Source organism: Sinorhizobium fredii, assembly GCF_002944405.1.
Taxonomy (GTDB): domain Bacteria; phylum Pseudomonadota; class Alphaproteobacteria; order Rhizobiales; family Rhizobiaceae; genus Sinorhizobium; species Sinorhizobium fredii_C.
The window spans coordinates 1,074,326-1,093,452 of sequence record NZ_CP024310.1; the positions used below are offsets into that span (position 1 = coordinate 1,074,326).

Sequence of the window (19,127 nt, forward strand, 5' to 3'; positions counted from 1 at the left end):
GTAATCGATCGCACCATAGCGCAGTTTGAATTGGAAGCAATCGAAGGACCGTCGCATTCTCTCGGCATTTCCAACGGGAGACCGCCATGTCAGCGACCATCGCATCCAAACTTTCTGCCCTCGGCCACCGATTGCCGGGAGCTTCGGCGCCGGCGGCGAATTACGTCTCGACGGCTCGAACCGGCAACCTCCTCACCGTTTCGGGGCAGATCAGCGTGAGGGATGAAGAGGTCCTGACCGGGATCCTCGGCACCGGCGTTTCTGAGGAGGCAGGTCGCATCGCGGCCGAATATGCTGCGATCGGCGTCCTCTCGCAGATTGCGGCGGCAACCGATGGCACGTTGGCGGCGGTCCGGCGTGTCGTTCGGCTCGGCGTCTTCATCGCCTCGACGCCGGCCTTCACGGCGCACTCGCAAGTCGCCAATGGCGCATCGGACCTGTTCGTCGAGGTGTTTGGCGAAGCGGGGCGGCACGCGCGTGCCGCCGTGGGCGTGGCCGCGCTGCCCGCCGGTGCCATGGTCGAGGTCGACGCACTGGTGGAGCTGGGGCCTGCCGCATGAAGGAAGCACTCGACGTGGAGCAGCTTCGTGCGGAGACTCCCGGCTGTGGGGCCGGAATGCATTTCAATCATTCCGGCGCCTCGCTGCCCTCGCAAGCGGTACTTGCGGCGATCTGGGACTACCTGCGCAAGGAAGCGATCGAGGGACCGATGGAAGCGGCGAGTGGAACGAGCGCGCTTCTGGAAGAGGTGCGCGCCGACACGGCCGCACTGATCGGCGCCGATCCGAACGAGATTGCCTTCCTCACCAGTGGGTCGGCCGCCTGGGGCGCGGCTTTCTCGGCCTTGCCGCCGCTTGTCGCCGGTGACCGGATTCTCGTCGGTCGCCAGGAATGGGGCGGCAATCTCGCCACAATGCAAGAGGCCGCGGCGCGGGCCGGAGCGCGGATCGAGACAATTCCCGCCCGTGATGACGGCAGCGTCGACGCCTCGGCGTTGGCATCGATGATCGACGATCGCGTGCGTCTGGTATCGCTCACATGGCTTCCCGCGAATGGCGGCCTCATCAACGACGCGGCGGCCGTGGGCCGCGTGACCAAGGCGGCCGGCATTCCCTATTTCATCGACGCCGCCCAGGCCCTCGGCCAGATCCCGATCGATGTCGCCTCGCTCGGATGCGATGTGTTGAAGGCAACAGGCCGGAAATTCCTCCGGGCGCCGCGCGGCACGGCGATCCTCTATGTCAGACAAGAGTTCCTGCCACGGCTGGCGCCGCGCTCTCTCGATGTGCTTTCGGGGCCGATCGTCGATGGGGTCGTCAAATTCCGCAACGACGCACGCCGGTTCGAGGCGGGCGAGATTTCGCCGGCGCTGATTTTCGGGTTGGGCGCTGCCATTCGCCAGGCACGGACCCTCGGCATCGGAGCGATCCGCGCGCGGATCAGCGGACTCTCCAGCGCGCTGCGCGACAATCTGCGCGGTATTCCGAATGTGACGCTGCGGGATCTGGGAACAGAACTCTCCGGTATCGTCTCCTTTACGGTCAAGGGCGTTCCGGCGGCCGACATTCGTGCGGCACTCGCCGAACGGCAAATCGCGATCGGTGCGAATGGTGTTCCCTATACGCCGCTCGATATGACCGCACGAGGACTGGACCATATCGCCAGGGCGTCGGTAAGCTATCTGAACACGGCGTCGGAGATTGCCTTACTGTCAGAGGCAGTGGCCGACATGGCCAGGCGAGTGTGACGTCGCTCAATATCAGCCGCCAGTTTGTGAACCTGTGAGGGCAAACTGGCCAAAAGTGAAAATCGGAGCATACGATGGATTTGGGTATCAAAGGCAAGCGGGCGTTGGTCTGCGCCGGTTCCAAGGGGCTGGGCCGAGGCGTCGCTGAAAAGCTCGCCGAGGCGGGCGTCATCCTGACGCTCAATGCGCGCGAGCCGAAACAGCTTCGCGAGACGGCGCGCGCCATCGGCAAGGAATATGGCGTGGAGGTCGGGATCGTCGCCGCCGACGTCACCACGGAGGATGGCCGCGAAGCGCTCATGCGGGCGGAGCCGCGTCCGGATATCCTTGTCACCAATGCCGGCGGGCCGCCGCCCGGCGACTGGTCGAGCGTGACCGAAGACAATTGGCTGGAGGCGATCAGGGCCAATATGCTGGCGCCGATCCTGCTGATGAAGGCCTTGATCCCCGGCATGATCGAGCGGAAATGGGGTCGCATCGTCAATATCACCTCGGCCTCGGTGAAATCGCCGATCCCAGAACTCTGTCTCTCCAACGGCGCCCGCACCGGGCTCACCGGCTTCGTTGCCGGCACGGCCCGTCAGGTCGCCCGTCACGGCGTCATCATCAACAACCTGCTGCCCGGTTCGCATGAGACGGAGCGTCTGGAAAAACTGCTTGAAAAATCCGCCAAGGCACGCGGGATTTCGCTCGAAGAGGCTCGCGCCGAGGAATATGCGCAGAATCCGACCGGGCGCATCGGCACGCCGAGCGAGTTCGGCGCCGCCGCGGCATTCCTGTGCAGCCAGTATGCCGGCTATATCGTCGGCCAGAACCTGCTGCTCGACGGCGGCGCGCTCAATTCGACGCTCTGACTGCGCCGGCACTCATTGTTCAATCGACGATCCGCCGGACCATGATGATGTCGTCGACTTCCCGGCCGTTGCGGATGCAGCCGCCGGGAATGCGACCGACCGCTTCGAACCGCTCGCGGCGGTAAAAGGCGATTGCCGCCGCGTTTTCAGCGCTGACCGACAGCTCCAATTGCCGGATGCCTTGATGCCGCGCGTGGTCGGTCACCGCTGCGAGCAGCAGCCCTGCGGCATCGCTGCCGCGCAAGCTCCGATGCACGTAGACCATGACCACGGTGGCGCGATGCGCCATCATGCTGGCGCTCTGCCGCAGCAGGCCCATGATGCCCACCGGTTCGCCGCCGCGGAAGGCGACGAAGACGGGATTGTCGGTCAGCCGCCGGCGCCATTCTTCGTCTGGAAGCTTTTCCCAATCCGCCGCGCTGCTGGCAAAGGAATCGGGCTCGGTGCGCAGCGCCTCGAGGCGGATGCGCCGGAAGGTCCCGACCTCGTCGGGGCCCAGCAGTCGTATCGCCACGGTCACGCTCAGGCCGCCGGATCGAAGAGGGCCAGATCGATGTCGGTCATCTCGACCCGACGCTCGAAGGCAACGCCATTTTCGTCGAACAGGTGGCAATCGCCGGCGCGGATGCCGGTCGTCACCTGTTCTTCCGCGCGGATGACGGCGGTACCCGGCAGCATGGCGCAATAGTTCTCGCCCTCGCCACCGAGCGAAGCGTAGGCAACCGTGTGTGCTCCGAGGCGCTCGATGACCGACGGGTTGATCACCAGCGTCAGGTCGGCGGAGCCCGTCTGGATGTGCTCCGGCCGCACGCCAAGCGTCAGAGAACGGCCAACCATGCCGCTGCGGGCCGTAACCGGTAAGACCGCGGTCTGTCCTCTGTAGTCGATTTCAACGCCGTCCTCGCGCACGCCGATGCAGGTGACCGGCAGAAAATTCATCTTTGGATGGCCGATGAAGCCGGCGACGAAGATGTTGGCCGGTTTGTGATAGAGCTCGAGCGGCGCGCCGGTCTGGGCGATCTCACCGGCATTCAGCACGACGATCCGGTCCGCCATCGTCATCGCCTCGACTTGGTCGTGGGTGACGTAGATCATCGTTGCCTTCAATTGCCGATGCAGTTTCGCGAGCTCGATGCGCATATCGGCGCGTAGCGCCGCGTCGAGGTTCGAGAGCGGCTCGTCGAAGAGGAAGATCTTCGGCTCGCGCACGATCGCCCGGCCGATCGCCACGCGCTGGCGCTGACCGCCGGAAAGCATGCCCGGTTTCTGCTGCAGCCGCTGGTCGAGATGGAGGATGCGCGCCGCATGCTCGACCTTTGCTTTCAGCTTCTCCTCCGCCATCTTTTCCACGCGCAGCGGAAAGGCAATGTTCTCGAACACGGTCATGTGCGGATAGAGCGCATAGGACTGGAAGACCATCGCGATGCCGCGCTTGACCGGCGGCAGGTCGTTGACCCGCTTGCCATCGATGACGATGTCGCCGGCGGTCGTCTCGTCGAGACCGGCGATCATTCTGAGCAGCGTCGACTTGCCGCAGCCGGAGGGGCCGACGAAGACCACGAATTCGCCGTTCTTCACCTCGAGTTCGATGCTCTTCAGCACCTCATAGGTGCCGTAGAATTTTTGAACCTTGTTGAGTTTGAGTTGTCCCAAGTCACTCTCTCCGGCCGCCGGCGAAGGCGGCTTATCCGCGAATTGGAGGGACCGCGGGAGCTGAGCCCCGCGATCCTCTCGGGCTTACTTGTACTGTTCGAGATCGGCAGCGGCCTTTTTCAAGGCATCGGCCGGTTCCGCCTTGCCGGTGACGACCGACTGGACCATCTCGATCATGGTGTTCTGGAACCCTTTGTAGTCCTTGAAGAGCGGCTCGGGTCCACCATAGGCGATCCCGTCGATCAAGGGCTTCCAGGATGCATCGGCCTTGACGAATTCATCGACCTTCGGCGACGGGCGCAGCGGCGTCAGCCCCGCGCCGCCCTGCAGTTCGTACTCGCCCTGCGGACCGGGAGAGGTGATGAACTTCGCGAATTCGATCGCCTTTTCCTCGACGCCCGTATCCTTGAAGATCGCCAGGCTGTCGGTGATCAAGAGCGTGCCTTCGCCCTTGGCCGAGGGGCCGAGCGGCAGCGGCGCAATGCCCCAATTGATCTTCGTTTCCTTCAGGCGCGCGGCGGCGCCGGAGCCGGCCTGGATCATGCCGACCTTGCCGTCGAGGAAGATGGCCCGAATTTCGTTTTGCTCGTACGCGGTTGCGCCTTCGACGGAATAGGGCGTGATATCCTTGTAGGCCTGCAGCGCCGCCAGCACTTCGGGGCTGTCGATGACGATCTTATCGCCGTCGATCACCTTGCCGTTGTTGGTGTAAACCCAATGCATGAACTGGTGCATCGTGTTGTCGAAGGTTTTCGCCGGCAGACCATAGCCCGGAATACCGGTCTTTTCCTTGATCTGCTTTGCGAAGGCGATCTCGTCCGCCCAGGTCTTCGGCGGCGTCTCCGGGTCGAGACCGGCCTGCTTAAAGAGGTCCTTGTTCCAATAGAGTGCCTTGGTCGAGAAGGCGATCGGCACGCCCCACTGATTGCCCTCGAAGGTTACCGTGTCGACGATGTTGGGGTAGTAGCTCTTCTTCTCTTCCTCGGTCATCGGCACCGGAACGATCAGTTCGTTCTCGGCGAATTCCTTGAGGGTACGGGATCCGACATAGGCCATGCCAACCGGCGTGCCGGCCGCGGCGAGCGTCGTCGCCTTGTCCTGGCACTGCGCCCAGCCGACGACTTCCGGCGTCACCTTCCAGCCGGGGTTCTTGGCTTCCCATTCCTTGATGTATTTCTCGTGGATCGGGTCGATCTTGTCGCCGCAATAGATCCAGCTGATCTCCTGGTCGGCGGCCTGTGCGGCGAGCGCGGTCGATCCTAGCAGGGCAAGCGCAAGAAACCCGGTTTTGTAAGCGATGGTCACTGTAAGACTCCCGTTCTCTGGTGGTTGCTTATTGTTTCACCGCGCCGGCGGTCAGACCGCTGACGAGATAGCGTTGAAGGAAGAAGATGACGATCACCGCCGGCGCGATGCCGACGAAGCTTGCGGCCATCAACTCGTTCCAGACGACTTCCTGGCGGCCGAAATAGGCAAAGAGCCCGACCGGCAACGGCATGTATTCGGTCTTGGAGTTGAAGGTCAGCGCGAAGATGAACTGCTGGGCATAGGAGCCGATGAACGTTGTGATCGCGACCACGGTGATGCCGGGCATGGCGATCGGCAGGATCACGCGGCGAAGCGTATAGAAATGGCTGGCGCCATCGACGAAGGCCGCTTCGTCCAATTCGCGCGGGATGCGCAGCATATAGGTGCGCAGGAGCCAGATCGCCGAGGGAATGAGGAAGGCGACCCCGGGCACGATCATCGCGAAATAGGTGTTAAGCACGCCCATGCTGCGCATCAGCCGGAAGAGCGGGATCAGCAGCACGGCGCCCGAAAACATGTTGACCGCGAGGAAGGCGCCGAGCAACGCCCCGTTTCCCCGAAACCTGAAGCGCGCGAAAGCGTAGGCGGCCGGCACGACCAGCGCCAGCACGACCGCCGTGACGATGAAGGACACGAAGAACGAATTGAAGATGTAGCGGGCAAATCCCGGCACGCTTACCCACATGGTCCTATAGGCTTCGAAGGAGCCGTTCTCAGGCCAGAAGCGATAGGGCGAGGAAAACAGCAGGCTGAGCGGTTTCAGCGACACCAGGAAACCTTCGACGAAGGGCGCCAGAATGAAGCTCAGGAAGACGAATATCCCTGCATAGATGCCGACGAGCTCGTACCAGCGGTAGCGGTTGATCATGGCCGGCTGGCTCATCGGCTTTCTCCGGAGGCAAGGCGGTGCGTGACGCGGAAATAGGTGATGCAGAAGATCGACAGGAAGATGCAGATCAGCACCGCACGCGCCGCACCCTCACCGTATTTCTTCGAGCCGATGGCCGTTCGATAGGTGTCGATGATCATCGTCGTCGTGTCGCCGTTCGGGCCGCCTTGCGTCAGGATCCAGATGATGTCGAAGGAGTTGAAGGTGGCGATCAGCGACAGCATCGACATGGTGATCATCGACGGCACAAGCAGCGGCAGGGTGATGCGGCGGAAGCGGTAGAAACGCCCTGCGCCGTCCGTCCAGGCGGCCTCGTAAAGATCCTGCGGGATCGCCTGCATCGAAGCGAGCATATAGAGGGTCACCAGCGGCACGCCGATCCAGACATCGGTGATGATCGTTGCCCAGAAGGCCGTCGAGCCGTGCGCCAGGAAGGCGACCGGGCCGCTAACCAGCCCCAGGTTCTGCAGCAGGCCGGAGATCATCCCGAACTGGCCGTTATACATCCAGCCCCACATGAAGATGCCGATCGCCATCGGCACGATCCAGGGCGGCATGGTAAGCACCCGGAACAGCGCCCGCCCCGGCACTGCGGCATTCAGCATCACTGCGCCGAAGGTGCCGATGATCATCTTGATCGCCACCGAAAAGGCGGTCCAGACGAAGGTCCGGATGATCACTTCCGCAAAGGTCGCGTTGAAAATATTGTCGTAATTGGCAGTGCCGACCCATTTGGTGGTCTTCTTGAGCGAGGCATCCGTAAACGACAGAATGAACGTATCGACCAGCGGATAGGCGACGATTACCGTCACGTAGAGGACGGCCGGAAGAAGCAGTATCCAGGCGAAGATGACGGTGCTGCGGCGAACACTCATGCCCCTGCCCCTCAGGCCGCACGGGCGTGCAGGGCTTCGTCGAAGCGGTCCCAGAGCGGCCGGAGATCGATGACCTGCCGCTTCATGCGCGCCTCGTCCATGGAGAGCGCCAGGATGCCTGCCTCCAGCGCATCGAGCGGCGAGACCGGCAGCGGTCCGCCGTGCTTGACATGGGCGATGATCTCGGCCGCCATCTGCTCGTCCGCACCATAGTGCTGCGAGAGTGCTGTTTCCGTCGCATATTTCTTCTCGACGACCTTCCTGCCGGAGAGCGCCTCGTGGACGTCGAGATAGCCGCGGATGAAGTCGCCCTCCGCCATGCCGCGCGAACCCATCACGCAGAAGCGGCGGAACTGGTCCGGCACGTTGAGGTTCGTGTGGAAATTCATCGCCACGCCATTGGCGTATTCGATGATCGCAACCTGATAGTCGATGATGTCGCCGTCGCTGTCGAAGACCTTGTCGGAGCCGAGCCAGCCGCTCGGCTTGCGGTGAAACAGTTGCAGGTCGTTGATGCCGTCGCGGGCGGGATCATTGGCTGGGGTGAAACTCTTGCGCCCGCCGAAGCTCGCCACCCGCTCCGGCCGGGCGCCGACGACGCCGTTATAGAGGTCGAGGTCGTGGCAGCATTTCTCGAGCATGAAGCTGCCGGCATAGCGTCCGTAGCGGCGCCAATCGCGCATGAAGAAGGCGCCATGATAGGGTTCGATATGCTCGGCCGCCTCGATCGAAACGATCTCGCCGAGGGTTCCAGCCGCCTGGGCGGCGCGAAGATCGCGGTACATAGGCGCATAACGCAGCACCAGCCCCACCATCAGCCGGTCGTGCCCATGCTTCGCCAGCAGCGCGGCAAGTTCGACGCTCTGCTCTATGGTGCTGACGATCGGCTTTTCGCAGAAGACCTTGAGACCCGCCTCGAGTCCGATGCGGATGTGATCCAGATGCATGTGGTTCGGCGAGCCGATCATCAAGAGGTCGAGTTTTTCGCCGGCAATCAGTTCCTCCGGCTTGGCATAGGCCTTTCCCGCCGAAATGCCCTCTTCCGCAAGCGTCGCGAGGCCGGCGGGGGCGGGGTCGACATAGCCGGCGATCACGAAGCTTTCGTCGATCGCCTTGAAGACATAGCCCAGATATCCGAGACGGAATCCGAGTCCGATTATCCCGACCTTCATGCTGATGCCGTTCCCGTTTCGTAATTTATTTTCGTAGACTGGGATAGAATTTTCATCGCGTCAACAGAAATCCAAACATTCGGAGAAAATGTGAAATTCATTTTCATCGGCCGGCGAACGCCGCTTCCCGTCAGGGCTCCCGAATGGCACGCCTGACGCTATGCATGGGTGCGTCCGGCGAGCGTGCGCTCCAGCGCCTGAAGCAGGTCGTGAATGAGCACGGCGAGCGCCGCAACGATGAGACCGCCCTGCAGGACAAAGGCGAGATTGTTCGACTGCAGGCCGGCAATGATGACCTCGCCGAGGGTCTTGGCGGCAACGGTCGAGCCGATCGTTGCGGTCGCGAGGCTGATCACGACCGAAAGTCGGATGCCGGTGAGGATCACCGGCAGCGCCAGGGGAAGCTCGATCTGAAGAAGCCTTTGGCGTTCGGTCATGCCCGCACCGCGCGCCGCCTCCATCACCGCAGGCGGCAGCGTCGTCAGCCCCGTCAGGGCATTCTCGAAGATCGGCAGCAAGCCATAGAGAAAAAGCGCGATCAGCGTCGGCTTCTCGCCGAAGCCGAAGATCGGAACCGAGAGCGCCAGCACCGCCACGGGTGGGAAAGTCTGGCCGATATTCACGAGGCTGCGCGACAGCGGCAGGAATTCGGCGCCCATCTCCCGCGTCACGAGGATCGCCAGCGACACGGCAACAAGCGTCGCGGCGAAAGTCGCGACGAGCACGGTTCGAAGATGGAGGAGAGTCAGCCAGAAAATGCTGCCCCGATTGTAGACCGCCGGCGCATTCTCCTGCACCAGCGGCTTGAATAGCGGCTCGAACCAGCCGGGCTGCAGCAGGAAGGCCAGCAAGACGAGGAATACCGCCAGCCGCAGGAGCGTCGGGAGCGACGGCATCACCGCGGCCTCGCCGCACGTTTGACCAGGCCGTCGAGGCTGATCTTGCCGAGGATGGAGCCGTTCGCCGCCGCAACCGGCAAGGCAGAGCGCCCGGACCACAGGAGTTCGGAAAGGGCCTCGCGCTGGCTCAAGGCCTCCGGTATCGGCGTGCCCTCCGCCGCACCGGGTTCGACGGCGTCGCCTGCCGTCTCGATGGCCAACAGGCGGAATGGCCTTTCCGTCGCGCCGATCAGTTCCTCGACGAAAGGCGTTGCCGGGCGCACCAGCATCTCGGCCGGCGTTCCGTGCTGCACCACTTCGCCCTTGTCCATGACGGCGATCCGGTCGGCGAGATGGAAGGCCTCCTCCATGTCGTGGGTGACGAGGATGATCGTCGTGCCGAAATGCTTCTGGATGGCGAGCAGGTCGTCCTGCGCCTTGGCCCGGATGATCGGGTCGAGCGCACCGAAGGGTTCGTCCATCAGAAGCAGGTTCGGCTCCGCCGCCAGCGCCCGCGCGACGCCGACGCGCTGCTGCTGGCCTCCGGAGAGCTCGTGCGGATAGCGCGGCCCGAAGAAATCCGGATCGAGCTGGAAGAGGGTCAGCAGTTCTTCCACCTTGGCCTTGATCCGCGTCCTTTCCCAGCCGAGCAGCGTCGGTACGGTGGCGATGTTCTCGGCGACCGTGCGGTGCGGAAAGAGGCCGTGCCCCTGGATCGCATAGCCGATCCGGCGGCGCAGTTCGAATTCCGGCACCAGGCGATTGTCCTCGCCGTCGATCCGGATCATGCCGGAGGTCGGCTCGACCAGACGGTTGACCATCCTGATCAGCGTCGTCTTGCCCGAGCCCGATGTCCCGACGATGACGGTGATCGTATGCGGCATGACGGTGAGCGAAACGTCGCTCACCACCTCGGTTTCGTCGTATCGCTTGGTGACCCGGTCGAATTCGATCATGTGGCCTTGCCCCGGCTGTGTTTCGGACCCGTCACTTCGATCAGGGCGTCGAGGACGATCGCTGCGGCAAAAGCGAGCAGGACAGTCGGCACGGCACCAAGCAGCACGAGATCCATGGCCGTCTGGCCGATGCCCTGAAAGACGAAGACGCCGAAGCCGCCGCCGCCGATCAGTGCGGCGATGGTGGCAAGCCCGATATTCTGGACGAGCACGATGCGGATCCCGGCAAGAATGACCGGAAAGGCCAAGGGAAACTCGACTCGGGCGAGCCGCTGCCCTTCGGTCATGCCGAGCCCGCGAGCGGCATCGTTGGCCGCGCGCGGCACGCCGGCGAGGCCGACGACCGTGTTGGCGACGACCGGCAGCAGCGAATAGAGAAAGAGCGCGACGAAGGCCGGAGCGACGCCGATGCCGCGCACGCCGATTGCATGAGCGCCCGGAACATGCGTCGCAACCCAGCCGAGCGGGGCGATCAGGATGCCGAAAAGGGCGATCGACGGGATCGTCTGGATGGCGTTCAGGACATTCAAGAGCGCCGCCCGCAGCCGATCTACGCGATGGCAGAGAATGCCGAGCGGCAGTCCGACGGCGGTTGCCACGGCGAGCGATCCAAGCGCCAGCGTCAGGTGGCGGCCGGCCTCGGCCCAGAACGTCTCGGCACGACTCGCATATTCCTTGAGGATCGACAGACCATTCCATTGCCCGGTGGCGAGCATTGCGCCAATGAGCGCCAAGGCCCCCGCGAGGAATAGAAGCCGGAGGCCGGGTCCGGGGTTCAACCGAGTCAACGCATCGGCGACCAGAAGCGCAAAGGCAAGGACGAGTATCCAAAAGCCCGAGGCCGGCGAGACGCGGGCATAGGCATTGTCCGCCGGCGTCAGGCTGGCCGCAGCGCTGCCGATGAGAAAGCAGAGTGCGACGAGGGCCGCAAAGGCCGCCGCCATGCGCACGAGAACGGATGTTCTCAGGACCGCAACGATGGCACCGGACATTACAAGAGCAAGAAGTCCGTAGCCGAGCGACGGCGGCAATGCTTCCAGGATCGCCTTTCCCTCCCCCTGGACGATGCGGTTTGCCCGGAATGTCGCGAAGGGGGCAAGAAACGCCCCATAAAGCGCCAGAGCCGCAATGATTACGCCGAGCTTATCGATAATAGTAAGGGGTCTGCGCTCTATTTCCCGGATGACACCGATCGCCATGAATTGATCCGCTCGCCCCATCTTTCGCGGGGGTTGTCCGATCCAGCATCGGACAACCCCCCGTTCATCAGCCTACTTCAGGAAGCCGTTCTTCTTCAGAAAATCCTCGGCGACCGCCTTCGCCGGTTCGCCGCCCACCTGCACGCGGCCATTCAGTTCCTGCAGCGTCACGAGATCGAGCTTCTCGAAGACGGGCTTCAAAAGCGTCTCGATATTGGGATTTTCCTTCAAGATGGCCTCCCGGATGATCGGCGTCGGCTGATAGACCGGCTGCACGTTCTTGTCGTCCTCGAGGACGACCAGGCCGGAGGGCGCAATGCCGCCATCGGTACCATAGACCATTGCCGCATTGGCGCCGTTCGTCTGGTTGGCGGCCGCGGCGATGGTCGCTGCCGTATCGCCGCCCGACAGCGTGATCAATTGCTCCGGCTTCAGCGTGAAGGCGTAGGCGGTCTGGAATGCCGGCAAGGCAGCCGCGGAGTTCACGAACTCGGCGGACGCCGCCAGGATGACCTCGCCGCCGTCGCTGACATATTTGCCGAAGTCGGAAAGCGTCTTGAGGCTGTTCTTCTCGACCACCTCCTTGCGCAATGCGATCGCCCAGGTGTTGTTGGCCGGCGACGGTGTCAGCCAGACGATCTTGTTGGCATCGTAGTCAAGCTTCTTTGCCAGTTCATAGCCTTTGGCCGCATCCTTCCAGGCGGGATCGTCTGCCTTCTCGAAGAAGAACGCGGCGTTGCCGGTATATTCGGGATAGATGTCGATTTCGCCGGCCGTGATCGCCTTGCGGACAACAGGCGTAGCGCCGAGTTGGACCCGGTCGGTGGTCTTGATGTCGTTGGCATTCAACACGGCGAGAATGATGTTTCCGAGAACGCCGCCCTCCGTGTCTATCTTGGAGGAAACCACGACGTCGGCCTTGGCCGCGGCGGTACTCAGAGCAAGGGCTAGAGCGGTGCCGATAACTGTGTTCATCAGGGTCAGGCGCATGATTGTCTCCCTCAATTGATCGCAGCCGCCACGGCTCTCCGCTGCGTCCGGTTAGAGCATCCATATATGTCAGGGTTCCGCAAAGAACAGGGCAACGACCCTTTAGTACTTGCGGTTGAGCTTCGGGTCGACTGAGGTCAGAACACGTACTAACAGGTTGCAATCGATGGCGAAGTCGGTCACTCTTACGCGAGGCCTCCCTTACAGCAGCAGTTCTCCGTGCCCGGTGGCGGCTGATCGCCACTTTCGTCATTCCAGAATGCCAGCATGAGCCCGGTCGGCCTGAGGCAACGGCATTTCCGCACCGGCCGCAGCGGTCCTTGAGAAAACAGTCGGGGGATGTGATGACCGTCTATGTGCTAGCGCTTCTCATCGGCGTCGTCGCAGGGTTGCGGGCGATGACCGCGCCAGCTGCCGTCAGCATCGCCGCCGCGGCCGGCTGGCTGCCGATTGCCAGCACCTGGGCGGCCTTCATGGGCTACCGCTTCACGCCTTATATCTTCGGCCTGCTGGCGCTCGTCGAATATGTCACCGACCAGCTGCCGGGCACGCCGAGCCGCACGGTGCCGCAGCAGTTCGGCGCCCGCATTGTCAGCGGCGGCTTTTGCGGCGCGGTCATCGGCACGGCAAGCGGCTCCTTGGCCGGCGGTGCCATCGCCGGCGTTATCGGTGCGATCATCGGAACGCTCGGCGGTTATCAAGCGCGCAAGCGGCTCGTCGCGATGACCGGCGGCAAGGACCTGCCGATCGCCCTTCTCGAAGATCTCGCCGCAATTCTGCTGGCCTATTGGGTGGTGTCGTCATGAGCAGGCAATTCGATGCGATCATCATCGGCGCCGGTCAGGCCGGTCCGTCGCTTGCCGGCCGATTGACGGAGGCCGGCAAGACCGTGGCGCTCATCGAGCGCAAGCTTTTCGGCGGCACCTGTGTCAACACCGGCTGCATGCCGACCAAGGCGATGGTCGCGAGCGCCTATGCGATCCACACGGCGCGCCGCGGTGCCGAATACGGCATGACGACCGGTCCTGTTTCGGTCGATTTCGCCCGGGTCATGGCGCGAAAGGAAAAAATCCGACTCGAGTCGCGATCGGGAATCGAATCCTGGCTCAAAGGCATGAAGAACTGCACGGTGCTGGAAGGCCATGCGCGCTTCGAAGGTCCAACCGAGATCCGCATCGGCGAGGAGCGGATTTCCGGAGAGCAGATCTTCCTCAATGTCGGCGGACGCGCCGCGATCCCGGATTTTCCGGGCGTCGACGAGGTCCCTTATCTCACCAACAGCTCGATCATGGAGCTGGCCCACCTGCCCCGGCGTCTCATCATCATCGGCGGCAGCTATATCGGGCTTGAATTCGCACAGATGTTCCGCCGCTTCGGGTCCGAAGTCACCGTCATCGAGAAGGGCCCTCGCCTGATTGCGCGCGAGGATCCCGACGTCTCGGATGCGATCCGCGCCATCCTCGAACAGGAGGGAATCCACATCCGCCTCAACGCCGAATGCATCCGCTTCGCCAGGCACGCCGACGGCATTGCCGCCGGGGTCGACTGCACGTCGGGCCCCCCGCAAGTCGTCGGCTCCGACGTGCTGCTTGCCACCGGCCGCCGCCCGAACACCGACGATCTCGACCTCGACAAGGCGGGTGTTACGACCGACGCACGCGGATACATCGAGGTCGACGACATGCTGCGCACCAACGTGCCGCATATTTTCGCGCTGGGCGACTGCAACGGACGCGGCGCCTTCACTCATACATCCTACAACGATTTCGAGATCGTCGCCGCGAACCTCATCGACAATGACCCGCGCCTGGTCAGCGACCGCATTCAGACCTATGCGCTCTACATCGATCCGCCGCTCGGCCGGGCCGGCATGACCGAAAACGAGGCGCGCCGGACCGGCCGCAAGCTGCTGATCGGCACCCGGCCGATGACCCGCGTCGGCCGTGCCGTCGAGAAGGGCGAGACGCAGGGATTCATGAAAGTCATTGTCGACGCCGACACGAAGGACATCCTCGGCGCCTCGATCCTCGGCACAGGCGGCGACGAGGCCATCCAGAGCATCCTCGACGTCATGTATGCGAAGCGGCCCTACACCACGATCAGCCGCGCCATGCATATCCACCCGACCGTGTCGGAATTGATCCCCACCGTATTCGGCGATCTTTCGCCCGCGACGTAGCGCAAGAATTTTAGAGCACTCCAGTCAGTTGGAGCGTCTGGTAGCCGGCCAGCAGGGTGATCAGAATTCCGACAAGCCGCAGGAGTGTCTTCTCCTTCAGCGCCTTGACCATCCAACCGGCCAGCGGCGCCGCCAGGACGCCTCCGGCGATCAGACCGCCAATCGATGCCAGATAGTCGCGGAAATGGCCTGCTTCCTCCCAGTGGCCGGTTACGATCATGGCGAGGAAGCTCAGCGAGACCGAAAGCGCAATCAGAAACTCGCTCGCATTGACGGTGCCGATGACGAAGCGCGGCTGTCCGCCGGCGCCGAGCAGGCCGGTCGTCGCAACGGGACCCCAGCCGCCGCCACCGGCCGCATCGAGGAAGCCGGCAGTTGCGCCGAGCGGCGCAACGATTCGCATTTTCACCGGGTTCGTCGGAATACGATGAAACGACCGGTACAACAGCCAGCTCCCGATGATGGCGAGATAGGCTGTGACGAAGGGCTTGACCTGGTCGCCGTCGAACGAAGTGAGGACGAAGGCGCCGAGGATGCCGCCCCCGACGCCGAAGGGCACGAGGCGCCGGAACAGTTTCCAGTCGATGTTGCGGTGATAGAGATGGGCGGAGCCGGAGGCGGCGGTGGTGAACAGTTCCGCGGCATGGGCCGATGCCGAGGCTTGTGCCGGCGGCACGCCGAAGGCGAGGAGCACCGTCGACGAGATCACGCCATAGGCCATTCCAAGAGCACCATCGACAGCCTGAGCCAGAAACCCGACCGCCGCGAACAGTAGGAAGTCTTCCATGGGAGGCTCCGCAACAGGATTCGTTTAACATAGCGAAGCCTCGCGTGCGCATCGACACGGAGGCTTATCGCTCGACCGAACTGCGTTCATGGTGCCCTCGGGCTCGCAATAAACGGAGCATGCGTTCTGCTTGTTCCGCGAGTATGGTTCAATCCGGGCGTGTTCTTCAATACTGTAGGATCGCAGGGTGCCTACTGCATTTCTTCTTAAATCGGCGTCGATTAAAGAGGAAGACATGCAGCAATTCAAAGTGCTGTAGCGCGTCGCTCAGACGAACTCGCTTTGAGCACGCTTCAGCCATGCGGAACAAGTCGACTGAGCCAAATTCGGAGCCAACATTCTCGATCGAAAATAGCACGAGCAGCTGACCGTCAGGGCCGCCATTTGCGGGCGCCCGTTGGCGCCCGCGATTTCTGGCCATCGCTATTTTACCGGGATCATCAGGTGGGCATAGGGCGTGCCCGCCCACATGACATAGGGCATCGTCGTGTCGGGCTTGGGATCCGTCGGATAGCCTTGCATCATGTCCGTCGCGTTGACGATCATGACATGCGGCCCGGTCTGCACCCAGTTGTTGCCCTCTTCGGGCTTCGTCGCATAGGGATCGGTATTGCTCGCGTCGGTGCCGCCGGCCAGCATGTACATGAAGCCCACCTTGCCTTTGGGCGGCTCCTTTTTGCCGATCCATGCCATCGCCCATTCCATCGCATTGGCATCGCCGCACATCGGGTCGGGGCCGGGCGTGACCGGGTTGTCCGGCATGCACCAGAAACCGTTCGTGCCCTCCCTCAAGGTGCGCATCGTGCCCTTCTCATCCATGGCATGGATGGCAGCGCCGCTTGCGACCGCAGCGGGCGCTGCGGATTCGGCGCTCTTGATCAGCGCAGCGTCGTCGGCGGCTGCGCCCTGCCCTGCGACCAAACTGCTCGCCGCCAAAAAGGCAGCAGCCGTCAGAAGCCGTTTCATGGCCGTTCTCCCGGATCGTGTTCATGGTTTCATGCTATCGGCCCGCGGCTGTGTCTAACCGCATTAGCTGACGCTAAAATAATAGCAGAGCGGGCTCAACCGGACAATTTGGCAAGGCTGGCGCCATCGGCAACGCTCGTCGCCTGTGCGGCACGCGTTCACCTTCCACGGCTGAACCACCGCAGCGACATGCAGGAAAGCCCGGCGTCGATCTTCCCAATCTCCGTCGTTTTCAACGGCACCACCTTATAGCCGGCCTTTTCGAGCATCTCGATCGTACGCGGAAAATCGGCGCCGACCATCACCACATCGTTGACGCGAAGTGCATTGGCGGCTGGTTCCTCGCCTTCGGGAATGAGCATCTGCCGGAGTTTCTTGAAGGCGCCCGAGCGCGCCAGGCGGCTGGTGGAGAGCACCGTTTCCTCGTCGAGCAGCGAGCAATCGGTCTTGAAGTGGAGGACGCCCTCCGGCGTTTCAACAATCTCGCTCTTGCGGCCGAGCTTGTCCAAGCAAGCCTGCAATGCCTCGGCCCCCGCTTTGTCGGTGCGGGCAGAAAGACCGATCATAACGCTTTCCTGGGTCGTGAGAACGTCGCCGCCATCGGCATAGCCTGCCGGCAGATCGAGGACGGTGTCGAACAGGTCGCGGAGCGTCGGCGCGATCTCTTCGGTTTCCCGAACACGCGTGGCGGCACCCGGGCGCAGAACAATCGCGCCCTCGGTGAAGACCAGCGCCGGGTCTTCGACGAAGATCGAATCCGGGAAGGCCTCCAGCGGCGGCAGTACCGTCGCCTCGACGCCGGCCTCGCGCATCGCCGCCAGATAGGCGTCGTGTTCGGCCTTGACGCCCGCATAGCTTGGGCTGCCGCGGTCCTGCGCCCGCAATCCGCAGACAACGGAATTCGCCGGTTCCCGGGCGATGATCGAGTTGAAGTGATAGACCGGACGCGATGTCATCGAGAAACTCTACCCCTCTCAGTTATCCGGAAATCCGGCTGACGAATTCAGGATTGCCGCGCAGCGTATTGCTGACCGTGCAGATTTCCACTTCCGCCGCTTCGGCGATTGCGTGGCGCATTGCGTCGTCGATATCGCCGCGGATGACGAATTCGATATCGAAGCGTGCCACGCGCGACGGTTCGTCCTGCGCCTTTGCGCCGGTCACGTTGGCCGATATTTCCACGAGCCTGTCGAGCAAGCCGAAACGACTTGCAGCGATCCGTGCGCTGAGCACCAGGCAACTGGCAAGCGAAGCGTAGAGAAGGTCGAGCGGGCCGAACCCAGCCGGCGACGGGCTCGTGACGATGTCGAGCGCACCGCCGGTCACCGAGGTCACATGCGGGGAACCCGTTCGCCCGACGGTCGCGCCCGCGCCGGTCTGCCTCGTCTTCACTCTGAGCTCGGCCATCGGGCTTCCTCATCCATCTGCTGAGAAGACAATATTCCAGCTATTTCGGGATTCGGCCATGGAGATCAAAGTCGATTTCAGGATCAGCCCTGGCTGCGCGGCCGTGCCGGGGCGAGCGACCTTCACCGCCCGACAGCTTCTCCGGTGTTCTTCAGGAAGAAATGAACCTTCGCCATGTCGATCGGAACTTCGATCACGTCGTCCGGTGCGATACGTGCCGCGGCGTGCACCTGGGCGGTGAACGAGGCCGATCCTACTCTTCCGATCACCAGCGTGTGGGGACCGAGCGGTTCGATATCGCGCACCTGCAGCTTGATCTTCGGAAAAGCCGCATCGGTCGCAATCGTGTGCTCGGGGCGGATGCCAAGCACAACCGCCTCGCCGATATGGGGAGCAAGCCTCATGGCCAGGTTTTCCGGAAGCGGAAAGGCGACGTGGCCAGGCGCTCGGAACGAGAGCCCCGCTTCGCCGCGTTCGACAATGCCGTCTATAAAATTCATGCTCGGCGCGCCGATGAAGGCGGCAACAAAGAGATTGGCCGGCGCTTCATAAAGCGTGATCGGATCGGCAGCCTGTTCGATGCGCCCCTGGTTCATCACCACGACGCGGTCCGCCATGGTCATGGCCTCGACTTGATCGTGCGTCACATAAACGGCCGTGGTCTGCAGCCGCCGGTGCAGAAGCTTGATCTCGGTGCGCATTTCGATCCGGAGTTTCGCGTCGAGGTTCGACAGCGGCTCGTCGAAAAGGAAGACGTCCGGCTGACGGACGATCGCGCGGCCGATCGCCACACGCTGCCTCTGGCCGCCGGAGAGCGCGCTGGGCTTGCGGCTGAGATAGGCGCCGAGATTCAGGATACGGGCGGCTTCCGCCACGGATTTTTCGATCTCGGCCTTCGGCGTGCCGCGAACCTTCATGCCGTAGCCGATGTTCTCGGCGACCGTCATGTGCGGATAGAGGGCGTAGTTCTGGAACACCATCGAACAGTTGCGCAAGCCGGGCCTAATATCCGTGACATCGCGTTCACCGATCCGGATCGTGCCGGAAGACGCGGTCTCCAGCCCGGCGATCATTCGGAGCGTCGTCGTCTTGCCGCAGCCGGAGGGGCCAACGAGAACGACGAACTCGCGGTCGGCGATCGACAGATCGAGCGGCGGGATGACGGTAACGCTGCCGAAGGATTTGGTGACTTGTTCCAGGCGGACCTGCGACATTCGAATGCCTTTCTCGAGACCCCATGCCCAAAGCCGGGGAACGCACTGCGAAA

General features: G+C 63.0%; 20 protein-coding genes. 5 read left to right on the plus strand and 15 right to left on the minus strand.

From position 1 onward, the window contains the following. The first annotated feature begins 86 nt into the window (after nucleotides 1-86). The 3 genes from NXT3_RS28685 (at nucleotide 87) to NXT3_RS28695 (ending at nucleotide 2,601) form a co-directional block, all read left to right on the plus strand. Nucleotides 87-560: a RidA family protein gene (locus tag NXT3_RS28685; RefSeq protein WP_037417120.1), complete on the plus strand. Its 474-nt coding sequence runs from the start codon at nucleotides 87-89 to the stop codon at nucleotides 558-560. Further along, nucleotides 557-1,747 (plus strand): aminotransferase class V-fold PLP-dependent enzyme, encoded by a 1,191-nt coding sequence (locus NXT3_RS28690; RefSeq protein WP_104841160.1) that lies wholly within the window; start codon nucleotides 557-559, stop codon nucleotides 1,745-1,747. The genes NXT3_RS28685 and NXT3_RS28690 overlap by 4 nt, the downstream gene beginning before the upstream one ends. A gap of 74 nt (nucleotides 1,748-1,821) precedes the next feature. Further along, nucleotides 1,822-2,601: an SDR family oxidoreductase gene (locus tag NXT3_RS28695; protein WP_037417114.1), complete on the plus strand. Its 780-nt coding sequence runs from the start codon at nucleotides 1,822-1,824 to the stop codon at nucleotides 2,599-2,601. Nucleotides 2,602-2,620: 19 nt separating this feature from the next. On the opposite strand, the gene NXT3_RS28700 is transcribed toward NXT3_RS28695, so the two are convergent. The 10 genes from NXT3_RS28700 to osmF all read right to left on the minus strand — a co-directional run bounded on the left by NXT3_RS28700 (nucleotide 2,621) and on the right by osmF (nucleotide 12,521). Continuing rightward, nucleotides 2,621-3,121, minus strand: a complete 501-nt coding sequence (locus NXT3_RS28700; RefSeq protein WP_037417111.1) for a GNAT family N-acetyltransferase — start codon at nucleotides 3,119-3,121, stop codon at nucleotides 2,621-2,623. 2 nt (nucleotides 3,122-3,123) lie between these two features. Next, the gene (locus tag NXT3_RS28705; RefSeq protein ID WP_104841161.1) at nucleotides 3,124-4,254 is read right to left on the minus strand and encodes an ABC transporter ATP-binding protein; all 1,131 of its coding nucleotides are present in this window, start codon (nucleotides 4,252-4,254) and stop codon (nucleotides 3,124-3,126) included. An 84-nt stretch (nucleotides 4,255-4,338) separates the two neighbouring features. Then, on the minus strand, nucleotides 4,339-5,559 hold the full coding sequence (locus NXT3_RS28710; RefSeq protein ID WP_097538838.1) for an ABC transporter substrate-binding protein: 1,221 nt from the start codon (nucleotides 5,557-5,559) through the stop codon (nucleotides 4,339-4,341). A 28-nt stretch (nucleotides 5,560-5,587) separates the two neighbouring features. Further along, nucleotides 5,588-6,445 (minus strand): carbohydrate ABC transporter permease, encoded by an 858-nt coding sequence (locus tag NXT3_RS28715; protein WP_037417102.1) that lies wholly within the window; start codon nucleotides 6,443-6,445, stop codon nucleotides 5,588-5,590. Beyond that, nucleotides 6,442-7,326, minus strand: a complete 885-nt coding sequence (locus tag NXT3_RS28720) for a carbohydrate ABC transporter permease (RefSeq protein ID WP_097524594.1) — start codon at nucleotides 7,324-7,326, stop codon at nucleotides 6,442-6,444. The genes NXT3_RS28715 and NXT3_RS28720 overlap by 4 nt, the downstream gene beginning before the upstream one ends. A gap of 11 nt (nucleotides 7,327-7,337) precedes the next feature. Beyond that, the gene (locus NXT3_RS28725; RefSeq protein WP_097524593.1) at nucleotides 7,338-8,498 is read right to left on the minus strand and encodes a Gfo/Idh/MocA family protein; all 1,161 of its coding nucleotides are present in this window, start codon (nucleotides 8,496-8,498) and stop codon (nucleotides 7,338-7,340) included. Between the two features lie 158 nt (nucleotides 8,499-8,656). Continuing rightward, entirely contained in the window at nucleotides 8,657-9,394 is a 738-nt protein-coding gene (locus NXT3_RS28730) for an ABC transporter permease (RefSeq protein ID WP_097524592.1), read from the minus strand. After that, nucleotides 9,394-10,332, minus strand: coding sequence for an ABC transporter ATP-binding protein (locus NXT3_RS28735; RefSeq protein WP_097524591.1), 939 nt, complete (start codon nucleotides 10,330-10,332; stop codon nucleotides 9,394-9,396). Before NXT3_RS28735 ends, NXT3_RS28730 begins: the two co-directional genes overlap by 1 nt. Beyond that, entirely contained in the window at nucleotides 10,329-11,531 is a 1,203-nt protein-coding gene (locus tag NXT3_RS28740) for an ABC transporter permease (protein ID WP_097524590.1), read from the minus strand. The genes NXT3_RS28735 and NXT3_RS28740 overlap by 4 nt, the downstream gene beginning before the upstream one ends. A 72-nt stretch (nucleotides 11,532-11,603) precedes the next feature. Continuing rightward, nucleotides 11,604-12,521, minus strand: coding sequence for a glycine betaine ABC transporter substrate-binding protein OsmF (gene osmF, locus NXT3_RS28745; protein ID WP_097524589.1), 918 nt, complete (start codon nucleotides 12,519-12,521; stop codon nucleotides 11,604-11,606). A gap of 344 nt (nucleotides 12,522-12,865) precedes the next feature. Here osmF and NXT3_RS28750 point away from each other — a divergent pair, with 344 nt between their 5' ends. After that, entirely contained in the window at nucleotides 12,866-13,327 is a 462-nt protein-coding gene (locus NXT3_RS28750) for a DUF4126 domain-containing protein (RefSeq protein ID WP_097524588.1), read from the plus strand. Then, nucleotides 13,324-14,700, plus strand: a complete 1,377-nt coding sequence (locus NXT3_RS28755) for an FAD-containing oxidoreductase (protein WP_104841162.1) — start codon at nucleotides 13,324-13,326, stop codon at nucleotides 14,698-14,700. The genes NXT3_RS28750 and NXT3_RS28755 overlap by 4 nt, the downstream gene beginning before the upstream one ends. Before the next feature lie 10 nt (nucleotides 14,701-14,710). Here the strand turns inward: NXT3_RS28755 and NXT3_RS28760 are convergent, their stop codons facing one another. From NXT3_RS28760 to NXT3_RS28780, 5 genes are all read right to left on the minus strand, one after another. Then, nucleotides 14,711-15,487, minus strand: a complete 777-nt coding sequence (locus NXT3_RS28760; RefSeq protein ID WP_037417080.1) for a sulfite exporter TauE/SafE family protein — start codon at nucleotides 15,485-15,487, stop codon at nucleotides 14,711-14,713. Between the two features lie 423 nt (nucleotides 15,488-15,910). Next, nucleotides 15,911-16,453, minus strand: a complete 543-nt coding sequence (locus NXT3_RS28765; RefSeq protein WP_097524586.1) for a hypothetical protein — start codon at nucleotides 16,451-16,453, stop codon at nucleotides 15,911-15,913. 158 nt (nucleotides 16,454-16,611) lie between these two features. Further along, the gene (locus tag NXT3_RS28770) at nucleotides 16,612-17,409 is read right to left on the minus strand and encodes an arginine deiminase family protein (protein ID WP_037417076.1); all 798 of its coding nucleotides are present in this window, start codon (nucleotides 17,407-17,409) and stop codon (nucleotides 16,612-16,614) included. Nucleotides 17,410-17,431: 22 nt separating this feature from the next. Further along, nucleotides 17,432-17,860: an OsmC family protein gene (locus NXT3_RS28775; RefSeq protein WP_097524584.1), complete on the minus strand. Its 429-nt coding sequence runs from the start codon at nucleotides 17,858-17,860 to the stop codon at nucleotides 17,432-17,434. Between the two features lie 122 nt (nucleotides 17,861-17,982). Further along, on the minus strand, nucleotides 17,983-19,074 hold the full coding sequence (locus NXT3_RS28780; protein WP_097538828.1) for an ABC transporter ATP-binding protein: 1,092 nt from the start codon (nucleotides 19,072-19,074) through the stop codon (nucleotides 17,983-17,985). Nucleotides 19,075-19,127 lie beyond the last annotated feature (53 nt).

Bases quoted from the DNA above. Each gene is read 5' to 3' on its own strand.
- NXT3_RS28740 (WP_097524590.1), bottom strand. From the start codon at position 11,531: ATGGCGATCGGTGTCATCCGGGAAATAGAGCGCAGACCCCTTACTATT.
- NXT3_RS28730 (WP_097524592.1), bottom strand. From the start codon at position 9,394: ATGCCGTCGCTCCCGACGCTCCTGCGGCTGGCGGTATTCCTCGTCTTG.
- NXT3_RS28750 (WP_097524588.1), top strand. From the start codon at position 12,866: ATGACCGTCTATGTGCTAGCGCTTCTCATCGGCGTCGTCGCAGGGTTG.
- NXT3_RS28755 (WP_104841162.1), top strand. From the start codon at position 13,324: ATGAGCAGGCAATTCGATGCGATCATCATCGGCGCCGGTCAGGCCGGT.
- NXT3_RS28695 (WP_037417114.1), top strand. From the start codon at position 1,822: ATGGATTTGGGTATCAAAGGCAAGCGGGCGTTGGTCTGCGCCGGTTCC.
- NXT3_RS28765 (WP_097524586.1), bottom strand. From the start codon at position 16,453: ATGAAACGGCTTCTGACGGCTGCTGCCTTTTTGGCGGCGAGCAGTTTG.
- NXT3_RS28685 (WP_037417120.1), top strand. From the start codon at position 87: ATGTCAGCGACCATCGCATCCAAACTTTCTGCCCTCGGCCACCGATTG.
- NXT3_RS28725 (WP_097524593.1), bottom strand. From the start codon at position 8,498: ATGAAGGTCGGGATAATCGGACTCGGATTCCGTCTCGGATATCTGGGC.
- NXT3_RS28780 (WP_097538828.1), bottom strand. From the start codon at position 19,074: ATGTCGCAGGTCCGCCTGGAACAAGTCACCAAATCCTTCGGCAGCGTT.
- NXT3_RS28720 (WP_097524594.1), bottom strand. From the start codon at position 7,326: ATGAGTGTTCGCCGCAGCACCGTCATCTTCGCCTGGATACTGCTTCTT.
- NXT3_RS28735 (WP_097524591.1), bottom strand. From the start codon at position 10,332: ATGATCGAATTCGACCGGGTCACCAAGCGATACGACGAAACCGAGGTG.
- NXT3_RS28760 (WP_037417080.1), bottom strand. From the start codon at position 15,487: ATGGAAGACTTCCTACTGTTCGCGGCGGTCGGGTTTCTGGCTCAGGCT.
- NXT3_RS28715 (WP_037417102.1), bottom strand. From the start codon at position 6,445: ATGAGCCAGCCGGCCATGATCAACCGCTACCGCTGGTACGAGCTCGTC.
- NXT3_RS28775 (WP_097524584.1), bottom strand. From the start codon at position 17,860: ATGGCCGAGCTCAGAGTGAAGACGAGGCAGACCGGCGCGGGCGCGACC.
- NXT3_RS28690 (WP_104841160.1), top strand. From the start codon at position 557: ATGAAGGAAGCACTCGACGTGGAGCAGCTTCGTGCGGAGACTCCCGGC.
- NXT3_RS28770 (WP_037417076.1), bottom strand. From the start codon at position 17,409: ATGACATCGCGTCCGGTCTATCACTTCAACTCGATCATCGCCCGGGAA.
- osmF (WP_097524589.1), bottom strand. From the start codon at position 12,521: ATGCGCCTGACCCTGATGAACACAGTTATCGGCACCGCTCTAGCCCTT.